The organism is Kaistia sp. UC242_56 (assembly GCF_044452255.1).
Classification (GTDB): Bacteria; Pseudomonadota; Alphaproteobacteria; order Rhizobiales; family Kaistiaceae; genus Kaistia; species Kaistia defluvii_A.
This window is the reverse complement of sequence record NZ_JBIOAN010000002.1, coordinates 1,247,717-1,265,237: the sequence shown is the minus strand read 5'-3', so window position 1 is coordinate 1,265,237 and position 17,521 is coordinate 1,247,717. Positions and strand designations below refer to the sequence as shown.

Sequence of the window (17,521 nt, the reverse complement as noted above, 5' to 3'; positions counted from 1 at the left end):
TCCAAGCGCCCCCTCGCCCGCTTGCGGGAGAGGGTTGGGGTGAGGGGTGAGGGTCTGCCTGCCATCCCAACCGACCGCCCCTAGTTCACGCGATACCGCGCCAGCACGTCGGCGCGCGGCTCGGCGCCGTGGCCGGGGCGGCTTGGCGCCGAGATCAGCCCGTCCTCATGCCAGAACGGCTCGTCGATCAACTCGAACTGCATCGGCCCGACCAGCGGCTTCAGCTCGAAAAGCTCGGCAGCCTTGGAGGCCAGCGACAGATGCAGGCTGGCGCCAGTCAGCACCGCCGTGCTCCAGGCATGCGCGTTGACCGTCTTGCCCGCCGCCTCGATCACAGCAGCTGCCTTGCGGAAGCCGGTGACACCTTCGATGCGCGCGGGATCAAGACCGAGCACGTCGGCGGCGCCCGTATCGAGCCAGCGCTGATAGCCGGCGACGGTGAATTCCCGTTCGCCGACCGCGACGGGCGTCGAAATCGCTGCCTTCAGCGCGATGTGATCGGCGACCTGGCTGGGCAGGAAGGGTTCCTCGATCCAGGCAATCTCAGACTCTTCCATCCGCTTGACCGTGCGGATCGCGGTATCCAGATCCCATTTCGTGCCATTGCCGGCGTCGACCATGATGCCGGCTTGCCCGCCGATCGCTTCGCGAAGCGCCGCCACCAGCGCCACGTCGTAATCGGGATCGCGGCCGGCCTTCGAAAGCCCGCGTTTTCCAAGCCCTAGCTTGGTAGAGCGGAAACCGCCGGCGATATGGCCTGCGATCTCGCGGACGCTGTCCTCGATCGTCGCCTGGTTCACATGCAGGCTGGCGCAAACCGGCAGGGATTGGTGATGCGCGCCAAACAGCTCGACGAGCGGCTTGCCGGCGTCCTTGGCCTTGATGTCCCACAGCGCCATGTCGAGCGCCGAGATCGCCATCGAGGCGATGCCGCCTTCGCCATACCACCAGCAGTGATTTTTCATCGCCTGCCAGCAGGCTTCGACATCGCTGAGATCGCGCTCGGCCAGGACGGGAAGCAGGCCGTCGCGGATGATGGTTTCGGTGGCGCGGAGCGCCTCCGGCCACATCGCGATCGCCTCGCCCCAGCCGGAAATGCCCTCGGCCGTGTCGACCCGGACCAGCAGCGTCATCCGCTCGTGGTTGAAATCATTCGGCTCCGGCCAACGCAGCACAAAGCACTCAGCTCCGCCGAGACGCATGCAGTTTCCTCCCCAAACCTGCGCTTGCCGCGCGGTCGTTTGCAGCAAGGCTAGATTCAAAACCCGGAGGTCGTCAATCGAATTGGTCAGGCCAATTATTGCAACGTGACCCTTGCGTCATCCGAAATGTCGTGCCAGTTTTGCCGCCAAGAAATTGGCCTTACCAATTCAAAATGCTCTTTGAGGGAGGAGACTTTTCCATGCACGCTCGGATTCCGTTCCACGCCATGCGCCGCGTCGCCAGCGCCGCGGTCCTATCGCTTCTGCTCGGCAGCGCCGCCTATGCCGAGGATTTCCACGGCTTCGACCCGGCCAAGTTCGACGGCGCCATGCTTAGCGCCGACCAGCTCAAGGCGATGGTCGCCGACGCCACCGCCGCCCATAAGCCCAACAACGGCAAGAACCTCGTTCTCGGCTTCGCCAACCTGCAGCGCGACGTGTCGTTCTGTCTGAAGGTCGAGAACGGCATGGTCGAAAACGCCAAGGCGGCCGGCGTCGACCTGCAGATCACCGACAACCGCCTGGACGGCGCAACTGCGCTCGCCAATGCGCAGAGCTTCCTGCAGCGCCAGGTCGATCACGTCACCGAATTCCAGACCGACGCCAATTTCGGCGCCACCATTATGCAGCAGATGAACGACGCCAACACCAAGGTGGTGGCAATCGACATCCCCATGCCGGGCGCGACCTTCTTCGGCGCCAACAACCCCCGCTCCGGCTTCATGGGCGGCGCCTATCTCGGCCAGGCGGCGATCGCCAAGTTCGGCGCCGACAAGGTCAAGGAAGGCTTCTTCGTCGTCGGCGAACTGCCGCAGTCGGGCGCGATCCCGGCCATGCGCACCGGCGGCCAGGTCGCCGGCTTCAAGGCCGCCGTCGAGGGCTTCTCGGACGATCACATCATCAAGATCGACACCAAGAACACGCTCGAAGAGAGCTTCACCCAGATGAACAACGTCATCGGGCGCATCCCCGAAGGCGCGCCGATCATGGTGACGGCGATCAACGACCAGGCGGCGACCGGCATGCTCCGCGCCGTCAAGCAGGCCGGCCGCGAGGCGGACCTGATCGTCGTCGGCATGGGCGCCGACGAGATCCAGACCATGATCGACGAGCCCGCCTTCGTGTCGTCGGTCGGCTACTTCCCCGAGCGCTACGGCAACTATCTGATCCCGCTGGCGCTCATGCAGTTGGCTGGCAAGGACGTGCCGGATACGGTCCTGGTCAACCATGTCATGGTCACCAAGGACAATGTCTGCACCTATTACGACAAGTTCGCCTGCGCCAAGGGCAAGGACCCGATCCAGTTCACCTTCCCGCAGGCCGCTTTCGAGAAGCACCTGGCCGAGATCCGCACGCTGCCGGACCTCGCCGACTACCAGAACCTGATCCCGACCAACTGATCGGATCCTTCGGCGGACGCTCCGGCGTCCGCCGATGTCTCAACATTCCAGGAAGGGCCGCATGGCGTCCACCGTTCCCCGCCTCGGCATGCATGGCATCGGCAAGTCCTTCGGACGCGTGCCCGTGCTTTCGGATGTCGACCTGACCGTCGACCCCGGTGAAGTCGTCGCCCTGCTCGGCTCCAATGGCGCCGGCAAGTCGACGCTCATGAAGATCCTGACCGGCCTCTACAATCGCGACGGCGGCACGATCCAGGTCGATGGCGAAACCGTCGATTTCAAGGATCCGGCCGCGGCCGTCGCCTCCGGCGTCAAGCTGCTGCCGCAGGAAATCTCGGTCATGCCGGACATGACGGTGGCGGAGAACATCTTCCTCGGGGATATGCCGCTGAAGCGCAGATTCGGCGTGATGCAGGTCGACAAGGACGCGATGCGCATCCGCTCGCGCGACCTGCTCGACCAGTTGGGCTTCGCCAACATCCTGCCCGACATGCTGGTGAAGCGACTCTCCGTCGCCGAGCAGCGCATCGTCGAGATCGCCCGGGCCCTGGCTGGCAAGGCGCGCATCCTCGTCATGGACGAGCCGACGGCCGCGCTGACTGAGCAGGAAGCGAAGATGATCTTCAGGATCATCCGCCGCCTGAAGGAGAACAAGGTCTCCGTCATCTATATCTCGCACTACCTCTCCGAGGTGTTCGAGATTTCCGACCGCATCGTCGTGCTGCGCGACGGTCGCAATGCCGGCACCTTCATCACCGCCGAGACCAAGCGCGCCGAAGTTCTGGCGGCCATGCTCGGCAATACGGTCGATGATCTCTACGACGTCGGCGCGCCAGGCATTGCCGGCGCCGAGATCCTGAACGTCGAGAAGCTGACCATCCCGCGCAAGCTCGAAGACGTCGCCTTCAGCCTGCACCAGAACGAGATCCTCGGCATCTTTGGCCTGGTCGGTTCCGGCGTCGAGGTGCTCGGCCGCGCGCTCTATGGCGCGCTGGGCCCGCTGAAGACCGCCGACGTTCGCCTGGGCGGCCAGAGCTACCGGCCGATGAGCGCCCGCGACGGCAAGCTCGCCGGCATCGGCTTCGTCGCCGCCGAGCGCAAGAAGGAAGGCATCATCGCCGACCTGACCGTGCGCGAGAACATCGCCCTCCCCTTCGAGGAACGCTTCGAGCGCGGCCTGTTCATGTCGCAGGCGGAGGAATCCCAGCACGCCATCCGCTGGATCGGCGAACTCGGCATCCGCACGCGAGGTCCCGAACAGAAGATCCGCACCCTTTCCGGCGGCAACCAGCAGAAGGTCTGCATCGCCCGCTGGCTGGTCGAGGGCGTCAAGCTGCTGATCCTCGAGGAGCCGACGCGCGGCGTCGATGTCGGCGCCAGGCGGGAGATCTACGGCAAGCTGCGCGAGCTCGCGAACCGCGGCTATGCCGTGCTGATCCTCTCTTCCGATGTCGAGGAAGTCGCCGGCATCAGCGACCGCTCGCTGGTGCTCGATCGCGGCCGCATCGTCGGACACTTCGAACGCGGCGCCAAGCCCGCCGAACTCATGGCCGCCACCGGCAACGATCCAGCCTTCCAGGCCCCGTAAGGACCCATCCCATGGCCCAATCCATCGAAACCCACTCCACCGGCGGCGCCAGGGAACAGATGCTACAGCTGTTCGGCAAGCCCTGGTCGGGCGTCGCCATGCTCGGGATCTTCTACCTGATCCTGATCGCGGTCTTCTCCGTCCTGTCGCCCTATTTCCTGACGCTCCGCAACATGCTGCAGATCGGCGGCAACGTCGCCTATATCGGGCTGATGGCCGCCGCCGGTACGCCGCTGATCATTGCCGGCGGACTCGATCTCTCGGTCGCCGCAATCGCCGGCCTGACCGGCGTCGTCATCTCGATGCTGCACGGCATGGGCTTCCCGATCTGGATCGGCGTGCTGCTGGCCATCGTGGTCGCCGCCGCCATCGGCGTGGTTAACGGATTGTTTACAACGCGCTTACGGCTGAACCCGCTGATCGTGACCCTCGGCATGATGAGCATCATCTCCGGCATCGCTTTGGTGCTGACCGGCGGCCTCACCCGGCCGCTGATGGTTCCGGGCTTCAACTGGGTCGGCTCGGGCCGTGTCATCGGCATCCCGATCCCGTTCATCATCATGATGGTGACCTTCGTCGGGCTCTGGATCGTCATGACGAAGATGCGCTTCGGCCGCTACATCTACGCCGCCGGCGGCAATGCCGAGGCCTCGCGCCTGATCGGCATCCCGCTCGAGAGGACCGTCATCACCCTCTATGTGATCTCGGCCATTTCCGGCGCCGTCGCCGGCACCATCCTCGGCGCCATGCTGGGCGCGGCAGGTCCGACCGCCGCCGGTTCGCAGCTCCTCACCGTCATCGCCGCGATCATCCTGGGCGGCACCAGCCTGAACGGCGGGCGCGGCAGCGTATGGGGCACCTTGCTTGCCGTACTGATCCTCGGCACGCTCAATAACGGCCTGACTTTGCTCAATGTTTCCAGCTTCTGGCAGGACGTGACGCGCGGCGTCGTGTTGATGCTCGCCGTCAGCCTCGACCAGATCCGAACCCGCGCACTGGGCGAATAAGATGGCGGAGATGGGCGCAGGCGACTTCGAACCGATCGAGCGCAGCTCGGTGGCCGAGCAGGTCGCCAAGAAGCTGCTCGACCTGGTGCGGACGAAAAACCTCCGGCCGGGCGACCAGCTTCCGCCCGAACGCGAACTGGCGGCCGCCATGCAGGTGAGCCGGCCCAGCGTCCGCGAGGCGCTGCGCGGGCTGCAGATCCTCGGCGTGCTCAAGGTCCGGCAGGGCGGCGGCATCTATGTGTCATCGCTCGAAGCCTCCGACCTGCTCGGGCCGCTGCAGCTGCTGATCACGCTGAACGAGCACAACGTCAACGCGCTCTACGAGTCGCGAAAGCTGATCGACGGCGGCATCGGGCGGATGGCGGCCGAGCGGATCACGCCGGAAGATTTGACGCGAATGAAGAACATGCTTCTCGTCCAGCGCGGATTGATCAACGATCCCATAGGCTTCCGTGTCTCCGACGTCGAGTTCCACCGCGTGCTGTCCGACGCGACGGGCAACCCGTTCCTCGTGCGCGTCTCGACCTCGCTCTACATCCTCGGCATGGAATATCGCCGCATTGCCGCCGAGAATCCCGGCGTGCTCGGCCAGTCCTTTCGGGATCACGAACTGATCGTCGCCGCCCTCGAAGCGCGCGACCCGGACGCCGCCGAAGCCGCGATGGTGCAGCACATGACCAACGTGCACCTCTCGACGGTCAACGCCATGGATATCACTCCCTAATGGAACGAAGCTCATGAAGCGCGCCAGGATAGGCATCATCGGGGCTGGCTGGTGGGCGGTCGAGAACCACATCCCGATCCTGAAGGCGAACCCGGATTGCGAATTGGTCGCGGTCAACCGGCTCGGCCAGGCCGAACTGGAGCAGATCCAGGCGAACTTCGATATTCCGCACGGGTTCGAGGACTATCGCGACATGCTGCGCGAGGTCGAACTCGACGGCGTCATCATCGCTTCGCCCCATGTGCTGCACCATGAGCATGCGATCGCCGCGATCCGCGCCGGCTGCCATGTGCTGGTCGAGAAGCCGCTGGCTACCAACGCCGCCGACGCGCGCGACATCGTAACGGAGGCCGCAGCCTTCGGCCGTGAAGTCGTCGTGCCCTATGGCTGGAACTTCAAGCCGTTCAGCGAGCGCGCCGCCGAACTGGTCGCCTCGGGTGCGATCGGCAAGGTCGAGCATGTCGTTCTGCAGATGGCCTCGGCGCTTGGCGACCTGATGGCCGGACAGCCTATGAAGGAAACCGAAGGCGCGATGTTCCGCCCGCCGGCCTCGACCTGGGCCGATCCGCAGCGCGCCGGCGGTTACGGCTGGGGCCAACTGGTCCATGCGCTGGGCCTGCTGTTCAAGATCGCCGACATCGCGCCGGAAGAAGTCTTTGCCATGGTCGGCCGCTCGCCGGCCGGGGTCGATTATTACGACGCCGCCGTCGTCCGCTTCGCCAATGGCGCGACCGCCTCGCTTTCCGGCGCCTCGACGGTTCCCAAACATCGCGGCTTCCAGATCGACCTGCGCATCTTCGGCTCGGAAGGCATGCTGCTGCTCGATATCGAGCGCGAACGGCTGGAAGTGAGTCGCCGCGACGGCACCGACGAATTCGTTGAGATCGAGCCGGGCGCCGGCGCCTATAGCTGCGTCGAGCCGGTCAATTTGCTGGTCGATATCTGCCGCGGTCTCAATCCGCCCAATGCCTCGCCCGGCACGGTCGGCATGCGCGCCGTGGAAGTGCTCGATGCGCTCTACCGCTCGGCCGAAAGCGGCCGGATGGAAAAGGTCTGAGCACCATGAAGCTGTCGCTCACCACCTGGTCCCTGCGCAGCCTGACGCTGCAGGAGGCGGCCGGGCTCTCCAATCTGCTCGGGATCGGCGCGCTCGACCTCGGCTATTTCTACCGGCCCGGCCTCGACCGCGAGGCGCTGATCGCCGACCCGGACGGCACCGCCGACCGCGTCCTCCAGCTTGGCGTCGCCCTACCCAATCTCTACCACCTGTTCGGCAGTTCACTCTCCGACCGGAACCTTGCCGATCCGGTCAATCGCGAGCGCAACGAGGCGGATTTCCGGGCGGTGGTGCGCTTCGCAAAGCGGGGCGGCCTCGAAACCGTCTTCGTGCTGCCGGGCGTCGTCAATCCCGGCCAGGACCGCGCTTCGGCGCTGGCGGAATCGGCGGAGAGCCTGCGCCGGCTGGTGGCGATCGCGGCCCCGGCAGGCATCCAGCTCACCGTCGAGCCGCACGTCCATTCCTATCTCGAAAGCCCGACCCTGGTGCTGGACCTGCTCGATCGCGTGCCGGGGCTTAAGCTGACGCTCGACTACGCGCATTTCGCCTGCCTCGGCTATCGGCAGGAAGAGATCGATGGGCTCGCGCCGCATGCAGCCCACGTGCATCTGCGCCAGGCGCGCGCCGGCGTGCTGCAATGCAAGCTCTCGCTCGGCACGCTCAATTTCGGCGCCATGCTCGGGACGCTGAAGGGGGCCGGCTATAACGGCTATCTCTCCATCGAATATGTGCATCAGGACTACATGGACGGCCAGCATGACGACGTGCTGACCGAAACCGTCGACATGCGGGATTGCGTAAGGGAGTGGCTGGCGTGACGGCAAAAGGCATTGCGCTCGTGACCGGCGGCGCCGGCGGTATTGGCGCGGAGATCGTGCGACGGCTGGCGAGCGACGGCTATCACGTGGTCGCCGCCGACCACAACGAGGCGCTCGCAGCCGAGGTCGCCAACAGCGTCGGTGGCGGCGCGGTCGGCATCGACATCACGGACGCGAATTCCGTCGACCAGGCCTTCGAGACGGTTCTGGAACAGCATGGCCGCCTCGATGTGCTGGTCAACGCCGCCGGCATTCATCTGCAGAAGCTGGTGGTCGATACGACGCCGGAGGAATGGGACCGTATCCAGTCCGTCAATACGCGCGGGCCGTTCCTGACCTGCCGCGCGGCGGCGCGGGCCATGATGCGCGCCGAGAGCGGCCGGATCATCAACATCATCACCCGGCTCAATTTCGGCAACCCCTACTCCAGCGCCTATGTCGCGTCGAAGAATGCGCTCTGGGGCCTGACCCAGTGCCTCGCCGTCGAGCTGGCCTCCTACGGCATCACGGTGAACGGCGTCGCGCCGGGCCATGTCGGTCCCGGCACCGGCATGGAAAAGCAGTTTCGCGAAAAGGCGGAAAAGCTTGGCCTCTCCTGGGAAGCATTCGAGGCGCAGGTGCTGAAAACGATCCCCGTCGGCCGATGGTGCCGCCCGGTCGACGTCGCCGCCGCCGTCTCCTATGTCGCCTCGCCGGAAGCCTCCTTCGTCACCGGCGAACTGATCAACGTGACGGGCGGCTTCGTCGGCTATGGCATCGCGCCGCCGAAGGAAGCACGCTTCGCGAGGGATGCCGACTGATGAGCAAGGATCTGCGCAATGGCGGGCTCGACCGACTGACGGTCGAGGACATCCTGAAACCCGGCTTCTCGACGCCCTGGGACGCGCCGATGGTGCCGCCCTACCCGTTCGCCTTCCGCAATGTCGACGTGCTGACGCTGGTCTGGCGCACCACGGAAGCGGCCGTCGCCCGGCTGCTGCCGCCACCGTTGGAACCGACCAGCGACATCGTCATGGCGCATGTATACCGCATGAACGATACGGAATGGCTTGGACCCTATGGCGAGAGCAATGTTTCGCTCGGCTGCCGGCTGCCCGGCGTCGCGGAAGGGTCCTATTCGCCCTACCTGTTCCTGTCCTCGGATGCCGGCGTGGCGCACGGCCGCGAACTGCACGGCCAGCCGAAGAAGCTGGGGGAGCCGAAGCTGGAACTGCGCGGCGATCTCGTGGTCGGCACGGTGGCGCGCAACGGCATTGACGTGCTGACGGGCACGCTGCCCTACAAGCAGCGCACCGACACGCTCGCGAGCCTCAACCGGCATTTCGACTTCGCCGAAAACATCAATTTGAAGGTCATCGACCACATCGACCACCGCCCGGCGATCCGCCAGTTGACCGCTCGGCGGCTCGCCAATGTTGTCGTGCAAGAATGCTGGGGCGGGCCCTGCACGGTCGAGCTTCGACCGAATGCGCAGGCGCCTATTCACCGTCTGCCCGTCGTCGACATGCTGGACGGCCTGCACTGGAAGGCGGATTTCACGCTCGTGCCGGGCCGCATCGTTCACGATTATCTCGCCTGAGGGGGAAATCATGGGTCACTACGCCTGGGTTCTGGAAGTCCGTCCGGGATGTGAAGAGGAATACAAGAAGGCGCATGACGAGATCTGGCCGGAAATGCTGGATACGCTCAAGGCGGCCGGCATCCGCAACTATTCGATCTTCCGGCTCGGCCTGAAGCTGATCGGCTATTTCGAGACCGACGATCTTCAGAAGACCATCGCCTATCTGAAGGACGATCCCGTCAACAAGCGTTGGGGCGAGGCGATGGCCCCGATCATGAAGCTCGAAGGCGATCCGCGCACCGGCTTTGCCTATATGCTTCCCCTGCAATGGCACATGGATTGATGAGCATGCTCGACGGAGAAATCGCCCTTGTCACGGGCGCCAAGGGCGGCATTGGCGCGGCGACTGCCAAGGCGCTTGCCGAGGCCGGCGCTCGGGTCATCGTGACGGCCCGTCGTATCGATGACGCAGAGGCGATCGCGCGCCAATGCGCCGAAGGTCGCGCCATCGGGCTTGCCTGCGACGTGGCGGATCCGGATACCGTCCGTGCGGCGGTGCGCGAGGCGACCGCGATGGTCGGCGCGCCGACGATTCTCGTCAACAATGCCGGCACGGTGCAGCCGATCGGGCTTCTGCACGAGACGGACGCCGACGCCTGGGCCGCCAACATCAACGCGACGCTGATCGGCGCGGCGGCGATGGCGCGGGCCGTGCTGCCGGCCATGCTCGACCAGCGACGCGGCACCATCGTCAACCTGTCGTCCGGCGCGGCGCATCACGCCATGGAAGGCTGGAGCGCCTATTGCGCCGCCAAGGCGGGGCTCGCCATGGTGACGAAATCGCTGGCGCTCGAATATGGCGCGCGCGGCATCCGCGCATTCGGCTTTGCGCCTGGAATCGTCGATACCGACATGCAGGTCGAAATCCGCGCCTCGGGCGTCAACCCGGTCAGCCAGTTGCCGCGCGAGAAACTCGCGGGTGTCGGCGAACCGGCGCGGGCGATCGTCTATCTCTGCACGACCGCCGCCGACGATCTCGCCGGCCGTGAGCTCGACATCCGCAATGCGGAATTCCGGGAGCGGGCCGGCCTGCCGGCATTGCCCTCGGCCTGATCCCGGCACGAGCCCATCCCATTCAACATCTTGCTATCGACGCACGGAAGTCTGGAACAGTTTCGGTTTTCGTGCGTTTCTTTTCAAGGCGGCAGGGGTGTGCCGCTATTTGGGAGGGAAAGATGGAGCTTCGTCATTTCCGCCAGCAGCCCAATATGGGACCGCGCGACACCGCGGGGCTGCCGGACCATGTTCTGGAAAAAATCGCTGCCGGCGAACAGCCGCTGAAAGCCATTCGTGAGTGGCGCTGCATCAGCCAGACCGACCTCGCGGATCGCACCGGCGTCGCCGTAACGCAAATCATGCGCTGCGAGACGGGTTGGCTGATTTCCAAGGAAGCCTTGCGGCTTCTTGCGCGCGGCCTGCGGGTGCGCGACGACCTGCTGACCGACTAGCAGAGCTCTTTAGCCGATAGATCTGTGGCAGCGACGGTTCCCGGCGCTGAACTGTTGATGCTGTCCGAAAATCCAGTCCTCGATCAAGGAGACCGATATGGATCCGAAGAAGCCTTTCCCCGATCCGCTGACGCCCGGCCGCGGCGAGCATGCTGTCCCTGAGATCGATGATCGGGCCAACCAGGCCTTTCTCGATGCGCTAATCGACACTGACGGTCGGCCTATGCGCGATGCCGTCGACATGCCTGAGGAGGAAATCGACGAGGACGCTCTCGAAGACGAGGACGAGATCGAGCCCTGAAATAGGCCAGCTGGCGTTGGCAAGACCACGCCAATCCTTTCCCGGCGAAATTCCAAAGACGTGGTTCGGCATTCCGGACCGCGTCTTTATTTTTTGATATACTCGACTTCATCCGCAATCTGCGGACTTAAGATGAGCGGCTGAATGCAGCGGCTGCATGGCCAGCCGAAATTGCTCCCGAGAAGCCGGAGCGGCCCGACAGAACCCGACTGCGCAGCGGTGCGATTCACCAGTCTCCGCGAGCATTCGAGCACCGAAACAGCCGCAGGCTGCGACAAATGTTGCCGGCTACATTTCGTCGCCTCGTTCGCCGCAAGAAAAGCGGCTAGATTTTGCGCACTGAGATCGAAAGACAGGCATTGCGAGCGGGCATTCTGGTTCCGCTTGTGCCGGTAAGGTCTTTCCGCAGGCAAGACCTTGCCCTCTTTCGGGCAAGGCGGCCGAATACGCACCGAAGGATCGCCCCATGAGCGAAACCGAGTCTCCCTATCGCCTGGCCTTCAAGCTCGGCGTTTCCGGCCGCTGCCCGCGATGCCAGTCGGGCCACATCTTCAGCGGCTGGCTGAAGATGGCGCCGAAATGCGAGGTCTGCGGTCTCGACTTCTCCTTCGCCGATCCGGCCGACGGTCCCGCCTTCTTCGCGCAGCTGATCGGTGCGATTCCGGCCGTGATCTTCGCGCTGTGGCTGCAGGTCAAGTTCGCGGCCCCGCTCTGGGTGCACGTATTCACAACGTTGCCGCTGCTGTTGCTGCCGACCTTGCTGCTGCTCAGGCCGATCAAGGGGTGGCTGGTCTGCTCGCAATATCTGCATCGGGCCGAAGAGGGCAAGCTGCACAAGGCCGACGAGTAACCGCGGCTTTCAGCGATATGAAGAAAGGCCCGGCCATCGCGGATGGCCGGGCCTTTTTTCTTTTGCCGTTCGGCGGCGCGGCGCCTTAGAGCGTGGCGGCGACTTCGTCGATGGCCTTGACCGTCGCGGCGACGACCACGTCCGCCTCCTCGCGCGTCAGGCAGAGCGGCGGCGCGAAGCCGAGGATATCGCCCTGCGGCATGGCACGGCCGATCACGCCCTGACCCAGCAGCGCGGCCGAGATGCGCGGGCCGACTTTCTCGGAAGCGTCGAAGAACACGCGGTCGTCGCGATCCCGAACGAACTCGACCGAGGCAAGCAGCCCCTCGCCGCGAACATCGCCGACGTTTCTGTGGCCACCGACGGCATCGGCCAGCGACTGGCGGAAATAGGCGCCGACCTCGCGGGCATTGTTGACGAGGTCGAGTTCATCGACCACCTCGAGATTGGCGACGCCCGCCGCCGTGCAGAGCGGATGCGACGAGTAGGTCCAGCCATGGCCGATCGGACCGAACGTGTCGGAGCCCTGCTCGAGGATGCGCCAGAGCTTCTCCGAGACGATGACGCCGGAAAGCGGCGCATAGGCCGAGGTCAGGCCCTTGGCGATGGTGATCAGGTCCGGCTTCATACCATAGTGATCGGAGCCGAACATCGAGCCAAGTCGGCCGAATGCCGTGACCACTTCATCGGCAATCAGGATGATGTCGTACTTGTCGAGAATGGCCTGGATCCTGGGCCAGTAGCCGGCCGGCGGCGGCACGATGCCGCCCGTGCCCAGCACCGGTTCGCCGATGAAGGCAGCGATCGTCTCCGGGCCTTCGGCCAGGATCATCTCTTCAAGCTTGTCGGCGCAGAATTGCGAGAACTGCTCCTCGGTCAGGCTGCGATCCTGGCGGCGGTAGAAATACGGCGCCTCGGTATGCAGCACCGGCGCGCGCGGCAGGTCGAACAGATTGTGGAAGGCGGCGAGGCCCGTCAGGCTGCCGGTCATGACGCCGGAGCCGTGATAGCCACGCCAGCGCGAGATGATCTTCTTCTTTTCCGGCCGGCCGAGCACGTTGTTGATGTACCAGACCAGCTTGATGTTGGTCTCGTTGGCGTCGGAGCCGGATAGGCCGAAGAAGACCCGGCTCATGTGATCGGGCGCCCGGTCGATCACCATCTTGGCGAGCCGGATCGACGGCTCCGAGGCGTGGCCGACATAGGCGTGATAATAGGGAAGCTGCGACGCCTGATGGGCGATCGCGTCGCTGATCTTGGTGCGGCCATAGCCGACATTCACGCAATAGAGGCCGGCAAAGGCATCCAGGCTGCGTTTGCCGTCAATATCGGTGATGTAGACGCCCTCGCCGCCGGCGATGATGCGGTTCGGCGTGTCGCCACGCGCATGCTGCGCCATGTGGGTCGAGGGATGGAAGAAATGATCCCGGTCCCAGGCGTGGAGTTCATTGTGCGAGAGCGTCGGCTGTTCTGACATATCGGTCCTTCGAAGCCTGGCCGGATGCCCCGGCGGCCATCCGGTGAAGCCAATGTTTGTGCGAGACGAGTGTAATAGGGATTACGGTTCTGGGAAGGTACTGCCAGAATGTTATCGAATAATTCCATCGCGGAGAGGGGGAGTGACATGAACGACGAGGCGGAGCCGACCGACGGGCCATCCCAGCGCACGAGCAAGCCGACCCTCGCCGATCGCGTCACCGCCAGCATGGCCTCGTTGAGCGAGGCGGAAAGGCGGGCGGCGCGGGCGCTTCTGGCCCGCTATCCCACGACGGGCATGGAAACTGTCGCACTCTTCGCCGAGCGCGCCAAGGTCAGCGCGCCGACGATCCTGCGTTTTGTCGCCAAGCTGGGATTTGCAGGCTATGCCGACTTCCGCCGCGCGCTGCGCGAGGAGATGGAGGCCCAGGCCGAATACCCGCTCACGCGGCCGCATGCCGACGGCACGTCGACGGCCTTCTCTGCTTTCACCCGCAGCCTCGTCACCACGGTGGAGAACTCGCTCGCCATGGTGAGCCAGGCCGACATGGAGAAATTGACCGACCTCCTGATCGACGAAAGGCGGGAGATCTTCCTGCTGGGCGGCGATTTCACCGATCCGGCCGCCCGGCACCTCGAATTCCACCTGCGCAAGATGCGCAGCCGCGTGCGGCTGTTCTCACAGTCGCTTCCCCGCCGCGCCGACGAACTGGCCGATATCCGCAAGCGCGACGTCGTGATCCTGTTCGACATCCGCCGCTATCAGCTCGACACCATCCGCACCGCCGAGATCGCCAAGGAACGCGGCGCCGTCGTAGCGCTGTTCACCGATCGCTGGATGTCCGACGTCGCCCAGGTCGCCGACATCGTCATCCGCGCCCAGGTGGACCTGCCCTCGCCCTGGGACAGCCTGATCGGCCTGATCGCCCTCGTCGAAACGCTGGCACTCTCGATCGACGCCCGACAGTGGCCGATCGGACGCTCCCGGTTCGAGGCGATCGAGCAGGTGCGGAGCAAGCTCATTCCCTGATCGCAGCCGTGCGAAAAATTACAGCTTCACTGCCTATTTGCGCGTCTTGTAAAATTTTCGTCACGCATGCTAGCGTCAGGGGCTGCCGAGAGAGACGCGGTCCACAACGCGCCACGGCAGCCTGCGATTGAGGGATTTCCGGGGGAAGAATGGCGATCGAGCGTGAAACGATCGTCACAGTCTGCTGCAGCGACATCGCTGGGCAGGTTCGTGGCAAGGGCTTTCCGGCCCGCGAACTTGAGAATCGGCGCCGGTTTGGCGTGGGTTGGACGCCAACCAACATCATGATCAACTGCTTCGGACGCATTCCGGCGACGCCTTTCGGCGCCCAGGGCGACCTGATGCTGGTGCCGAGCCCCGAGGGCGACATCACGCTCGACTATGGCGACGGCACGCCGGTCGAGCGCATCGTACTGGGCGACATTCTCACCCTGTCCGGTGAACGCTGGGATGGCTGCCTGCGCGGCTTCCTGAAGAACGCGCTCGACCAGCTGGAGGCCGAGACCGGCCTGCGCGTTCTCGCCAGCTTCGAACACGAATTCTGGCTCGACGGCGGCGAAGAGCGGCCGGGCGATGCCTATGCTGCCAGCACGCTGCGCGGCCTCGAGCCGTTCATCGGCGATTATGTCGGTGCGCTGCGCGCCAACGGGCTGCAGCCCGATACCTTCCTGCCGGAATATGGCCCGAAGCAATACGAGATCACGGTCGATCCGGCGCTGGCGCTGACAGCCGCCGACGAGGCGGTCAAGCTGCGCGAAATCGGCCGCTCGGTCGCGAAGAAGCATGGCTATCACCTCTCCTTCTCGCCGGTCGTCACGCGCGGCATCGTCGGCAATGGCGTGCATATCCATTTCAGCCTGGTCGATCGCGACGGCAACCCGGTCGCCTATGACGCGGAAGCCCCCGGCAAGCTGAGCGCCATCGGCGCCTCGTTCTGCGCCGGCATCCTGAAGCATGGCCGAGCGATCTGCGCCATCGCCGCGCCGAGTGTCGTCTCCTATGAACGGCTGAAGCCCCATTCCTGGGCCGCCTATTACCTCAACCTCGCCGACCGCGACCGAGAGGCGTTGCTGCGCATCTGCCCCTATCCCGAGGTCGATGGCGTCAACGTCGCCAAGCGCTACAACATCGAGTTCCGCGGCGCCGACGCCACGGCCAGCCCGTATCTGCAACTCGCCATGCTGGTGCATGCCGGCCTTGCCGGCATCCGCGAGAAGCTTCCGGCGCCCTATCTTTCCAGCGGCGACCCCGGCACGCTTTCGCAGGCCGAGCGCGATGAGCGCGGCATTGGCGATCTGCCGCGCACCCTGCCGGAAGCGCTCGACGCGCTGGAGCAGGACAGTGTCGCCATGGGCTGGCTCGGGCCGGTGCTTTCCAAGGCCTATCTGATGCACAAGCGCGGAGAGATCGCGATGGCCGAAGGCATCGAGATCGACGAGCTCTGCCGCATCTATGCGCGGGCCTATTGAGATGAGCGAAGCCTTGCAAACCCCGCGCACGCTGCTTGGCCCGGAGGATCCCGAACCGGTCGGCCTCATCGACCGGGGCGATGCCTCGCCCTTCGTGCTGATCTGCGACCACGCCGGCAATGCCGTGCCCAAGACCCTGCGCGGGCTGGGGCTGCCGCAGGCCGAACTCGACCGGCATATCGGCATCGATATCGGCATTCTCGGCGTGTCCGAGCGTCTCGCCGAACAGCTTGGCGCCTCGCTGGTCTTCCAGCGCTATTCGCGCCTGGTCGTCGAATGCAACCGCCGCGTCACGTCGCCGGACAGCATCGCGCTGGTCTCGGATGGCACGATCGTGCCGGCCAATGCCGATCTCTCGCCGGACCAGCGCGCACAACGGCTCGACGAAATCGCCGCACCCTATCACCGCCAGATCGTGGCGATCCTGGACCGCCGGGCCGCCGCCGGCCTGCCGACCATCCTCGTCTCGATGCATTCATTCACGCCGTCGCTTCGGGCGAGACCGTTCCAGCGGCCCTGGCAGATCGGCCTTTGCTACGGCAATGACAAGCGCTTCACCATTTCGGTGCTGGAGGCGCTCGGCCAGGAAGCCGGCCTCGTCATCGGCAGCAATGAGCCCTACTCGGTCGATCTGGTAAAGGACTATTCGATCCCCGTTCACGGTGAGGAGCGGGGTCTTCCCTATGTCGAGTTCGAGATCCGCCAGGATCTGATCGGCGAGACCGCAGGACAGGAAGAATGGGCCGCGCGCCTTGGCCGCGTGCTTCCCGTTGCACACCGCGATTTCACGGTGTCCGCAGCATGACACGTCCGCCGCCCCTCGCCCGACTGTCGCCTGTCGAGGCGAACCGGACGGCGATCCTCTTAATCGATACCCAGGACGGCATCTTCCATCCCGGGGCCGAAGCCGCCCGCCCCTATTTTTTCCAGAGCGCCCGCGACACCGCCGTGCCCAACATGGCGCGCCTTCTCGCAGCCGGCCGCGCGGCGGGGGCCGAGATCGTCTTCACCGTGATCGAGAGCCTGACGCGCGACGGCCGCGACCGCAGCCTCGACTACAAGCAGACCAACTTCCATTTCGCGCCGGGATCGCCGGAGACCCGCGTCATCGACGCGCTGAAGCCGTGCGACGACGAAATCATCCTGCCGAAGACGTCCTCGAGCCTCTTCAACTCGACGATCTTCGAATATCTGATGCGCAATATCGGCATCGACACCGTCATCGTCACAGGCTTTCTGACTGACCAATGCGTCGACCACACGGTTCGCGACGGCGCCGACCGGGGATTCCGCATGATCTGCCCAGTCGATGCCTGCACCACAGACAGCCGCGAACGGCATGACGGGGCGCTCGCCGCCTTCAAGGGCTATTGCCGGCTGGCCGATACGGCAACACTGATTGGGGAACTGAACGCCAAGACCTGAAAGACGGATTTGATCGGAATTTGAATGAATCGGATCGCGATCACTTGACAGGACGACGGACGGAACATTGAATGCCAAATAGACGCAAGTCTTTGTTCCGCAACA

At 64.8% G+C, this 17,521-nt stretch carries 19 protein-coding genes; 17 read left to right on the top strand and 2 right to left on the bottom strand.

The features are described from left to right. Window positions 1–80: 80 nt before the first annotated feature. Entirely contained in the window at window positions 81–1,202 is a 1,122-nt protein-coding gene (locus tag ACHMWQ_RS08645) for a mandelate racemase/muconate lactonizing enzyme family protein (protein ID WP_396307146.1), read from the bottom strand. Window positions 1,203–1,402: 200 nt separating this feature from the next. On the opposite strand from ACHMWQ_RS08645, the gene ACHMWQ_RS08640 reads away from it, so the two are divergent. The 13 genes from ACHMWQ_RS08640 (at window position 1,403) to ACHMWQ_RS08580 (ending at window position 12,016) form a co-directional block, all read left to right on the top strand. Beyond that, window positions 1,403–2,602, top strand: coding sequence for a sugar ABC transporter substrate-binding protein (locus ACHMWQ_RS08640; protein WP_396307145.1), 1,200 nt, complete (start codon window positions 1,403–1,405; stop codon window positions 2,600–2,602). Window positions 2,603–2,663: 61 nt separating this feature from the next. Beyond that, window positions 2,664–4,190 (top strand): sugar ABC transporter ATP-binding protein, encoded by a 1,527-nt coding sequence (locus tag ACHMWQ_RS08635; RefSeq protein WP_396307144.1) that lies wholly within the window; start codon window positions 2,664–2,666, stop codon window positions 4,188–4,190. An 11-nt stretch (window positions 4,191–4,201) separates the two neighbouring features. Next, window positions 4,202–5,197 (top strand): ABC transporter permease, encoded by a 996-nt coding sequence (locus tag ACHMWQ_RS08630; protein WP_396307143.1) that lies wholly within the window; start codon window positions 4,202–4,204, stop codon window positions 5,195–5,197. Between the two features lie 10 nt (window positions 5,198–5,207). Next, entirely contained in the window at window positions 5,208–5,921 is a 714-nt protein-coding gene (locus ACHMWQ_RS08625) for a FadR/GntR family transcriptional regulator (protein ID WP_396307142.1), read from the top strand. Window positions 5,922–5,934: 13 nt separating this feature from the next. Then, window positions 5,935–6,978 carry a Gfo/Idh/MocA family protein gene (locus ACHMWQ_RS08620; protein WP_396307141.1) on the top strand — a complete coding sequence of 348 codons (1,044 nt, stop codon included), beginning with the start codon at window positions 5,935–5,937 and terminating at the stop codon, window positions 6,976–6,978. Between the two features lie 5 nt (window positions 6,979–6,983). Then, window positions 6,984–7,796 (top strand): sugar phosphate isomerase/epimerase family protein, encoded by an 813-nt coding sequence (locus ACHMWQ_RS08615; RefSeq protein ID WP_396307140.1) that lies wholly within the window; start codon window positions 6,984–6,986, stop codon window positions 7,794–7,796. Next, window positions 7,793–8,596, top strand: coding sequence for an SDR family NAD(P)-dependent oxidoreductase (locus ACHMWQ_RS08610; RefSeq protein WP_396307139.1), 804 nt, complete (start codon window positions 7,793–7,795; stop codon window positions 8,594–8,596). Before ACHMWQ_RS08615 ends, ACHMWQ_RS08610 begins: the two co-directional genes overlap by 4 nt. Further along, window positions 8,596–9,375: an acetoacetate decarboxylase gene (locus ACHMWQ_RS08605; RefSeq protein ID WP_396307138.1), complete on the top strand. Its 780-nt coding sequence runs from the start codon at window positions 8,596–8,598 to the stop codon at window positions 9,373–9,375. The genes ACHMWQ_RS08610 and ACHMWQ_RS08605 overlap by 1 nt, the downstream gene beginning before the upstream one ends. 10 nt (window positions 9,376–9,385) lie before the next feature. Continuing rightward, on the top strand, window positions 9,386–9,700 hold the full coding sequence (locus ACHMWQ_RS08600; protein WP_354552362.1) for an L-rhamnose mutarotase: 315 nt from the start codon (window positions 9,386–9,388) through the stop codon (window positions 9,698–9,700). A gap of 5 nt (window positions 9,701–9,705) precedes the next feature. After that, window positions 9,706–10,470, top strand: coding sequence for an SDR family NAD(P)-dependent oxidoreductase (locus ACHMWQ_RS08595; protein WP_396307137.1), 765 nt, complete (start codon window positions 9,706–9,708; stop codon window positions 10,468–10,470). Window positions 10,471–10,592: 122 nt separating this feature from the next. Continuing rightward, complete coding sequence (locus tag ACHMWQ_RS08590) at window positions 10,593–10,865, top strand: helix-turn-helix transcriptional regulator (protein ID WP_354552359.1); 273 nt, start codon at window positions 10,593–10,595, stop codon at window positions 10,863–10,865. Between the two features lie 97 nt (window positions 10,866–10,962). Beyond that, window positions 10,963–11,166, top strand: coding sequence for a hypothetical protein (locus ACHMWQ_RS08585; RefSeq protein ID WP_396307136.1), 204 nt, complete (start codon window positions 10,963–10,965; stop codon window positions 11,164–11,166). Window positions 11,167–11,632: 466 nt separating this feature from the next. Further along, a complete protein-coding gene (locus tag ACHMWQ_RS08580; RefSeq protein WP_396307135.1) occupies window positions 11,633–12,016 on the top strand; it encodes a DUF983 domain-containing protein in 384 nt (127 codons plus the stop codon). An 85-nt stretch (window positions 12,017–12,101) separates the two neighbouring features. Here the strand turns inward: ACHMWQ_RS08580 and ACHMWQ_RS08575 are convergent, their stop codons facing one another. Next, entirely contained in the window at window positions 12,102–13,493 is a 1,392-nt protein-coding gene (locus ACHMWQ_RS08575) for an aspartate aminotransferase family protein (RefSeq protein WP_396307134.1), read from the bottom strand. A gap of 147 nt (window positions 13,494–13,640) precedes the next feature. On the opposite strand from ACHMWQ_RS08575, the gene ACHMWQ_RS08570 reads away from it, so the two are divergent. The 4 genes from ACHMWQ_RS08570 (at window position 13,641) to ACHMWQ_RS08555 (ending at window position 17,416) form a co-directional block, all read left to right on the top strand. Beyond that, the gene (locus ACHMWQ_RS08570) at window positions 13,641–14,522 is read left to right on the top strand and encodes a MurR/RpiR family transcriptional regulator (protein ID WP_396307133.1); all 882 of its coding nucleotides are present in this window, start codon (window positions 13,641–13,643) and stop codon (window positions 14,520–14,522) included. A gap of 149 nt (window positions 14,523–14,671) precedes the next feature. Then, window positions 14,672–15,991 (top strand): glutamine synthetase family protein, encoded by a 1,320-nt coding sequence (locus tag ACHMWQ_RS08565; RefSeq protein WP_396307132.1) that lies wholly within the window; start codon window positions 14,672–14,674, stop codon window positions 15,989–15,991. A gap of 13 nt (window positions 15,992–16,004) precedes the next feature. Next, window positions 16,005–16,796 (top strand): N-formylglutamate amidohydrolase, encoded by a 792-nt coding sequence (locus tag ACHMWQ_RS08560; protein ID WP_396307131.1) that lies wholly within the window; start codon window positions 16,005–16,007, stop codon window positions 16,794–16,796. Further along, window positions 16,793–17,416 carry an isochorismatase family cysteine hydrolase gene (locus ACHMWQ_RS08555; protein ID WP_396307130.1) on the top strand — a complete coding sequence of 208 codons (624 nt, stop codon included), beginning with the start codon at window positions 16,793–16,795 and terminating at the stop codon, window positions 17,414–17,416. The genes ACHMWQ_RS08560 and ACHMWQ_RS08555 overlap by 4 nt, the downstream gene beginning before the upstream one ends. Window positions 17,417–17,521 lie beyond the last annotated feature (105 nt).

Coding starts and splice junctions, on each gene's coding strand:
- ACHMWQ_RS08625 (WP_396307142.1), top strand. CDS start 5,208: ATGGGCGCAGGCGACTTCGAACCGATCGAGCGCAGCTCGGTGGCCGAG.
- ACHMWQ_RS08565 (WP_396307132.1), top strand. CDS start 14,672: ATGGCGATCGAGCGTGAAACGATCGTCACAGTCTGCTGCAGCGACATC.
- ACHMWQ_RS08595 (WP_396307137.1), top strand. CDS start 9,706: ATGCTCGACGGAGAAATCGCCCTTGTCACGGGCGCCAAGGGCGGCATT.
- ACHMWQ_RS08585 (WP_396307136.1), top strand. CDS start 10,963: ATGGATCCGAAGAAGCCTTTCCCCGATCCGCTGACGCCCGGCCGCGGC.
- ACHMWQ_RS08605 (WP_396307138.1), top strand. CDS start 8,596: ATGAGCAAGGATCTGCGCAATGGCGGGCTCGACCGACTGACGGTCGAG.
- ACHMWQ_RS08555 (WP_396307130.1), top strand. CDS start 16,793: ATGACACGTCCGCCGCCCCTCGCCCGACTGTCGCCTGTCGAGGCGAAC.
- ACHMWQ_RS08640 (WP_396307145.1), top strand. CDS start 1,403: ATGCACGCTCGGATTCCGTTCCACGCCATGCGCCGCGTCGCCAGCGCC.
- ACHMWQ_RS08590 (WP_354552359.1), top strand. CDS start 10,593: ATGGAGCTTCGTCATTTCCGCCAGCAGCCCAATATGGGACCGCGCGAC.
- ACHMWQ_RS08645 (WP_396307146.1), bottom strand. CDS start 1,202: ATGCGTCTCGGCGGAGCTGAGTGCTTTGTGCTGCGTTGGCCGGAGCCG.
- ACHMWQ_RS08630 (WP_396307143.1), top strand. CDS start 4,202: ATGGCCCAATCCATCGAAACCCACTCCACCGGCGGCGCCAGGGAACAG.
- ACHMWQ_RS08580 (WP_396307135.1), top strand. CDS start 11,633: ATGAGCGAAACCGAGTCTCCCTATCGCCTGGCCTTCAAGCTCGGCGTT.
- ACHMWQ_RS08570 (WP_396307133.1), top strand. CDS start 13,641: ATGAACGACGAGGCGGAGCCGACCGACGGGCCATCCCAGCGCACGAGC.
- ACHMWQ_RS08615 (WP_396307140.1), top strand. CDS start 6,984: ATGAAGCTGTCGCTCACCACCTGGTCCCTGCGCAGCCTGACGCTGCAG.
- ACHMWQ_RS08620 (WP_396307141.1), top strand. CDS start 5,935: ATGAAGCGCGCCAGGATAGGCATCATCGGGGCTGGCTGGTGGGCGGTC.
- ACHMWQ_RS08635 (WP_396307144.1), top strand. CDS start 2,664: ATGGCGTCCACCGTTCCCCGCCTCGGCATGCATGGCATCGGCAAGTCC.
- ACHMWQ_RS08575 (WP_396307134.1), bottom strand. CDS start 13,493: ATGTCAGAACAGCCGACGCTCTCGCACAATGAACTCCACGCCTGGGAC.
- ACHMWQ_RS08600 (WP_354552362.1), top strand. CDS start 9,386: ATGGGTCACTACGCCTGGGTTCTGGAAGTCCGTCCGGGATGTGAAGAG.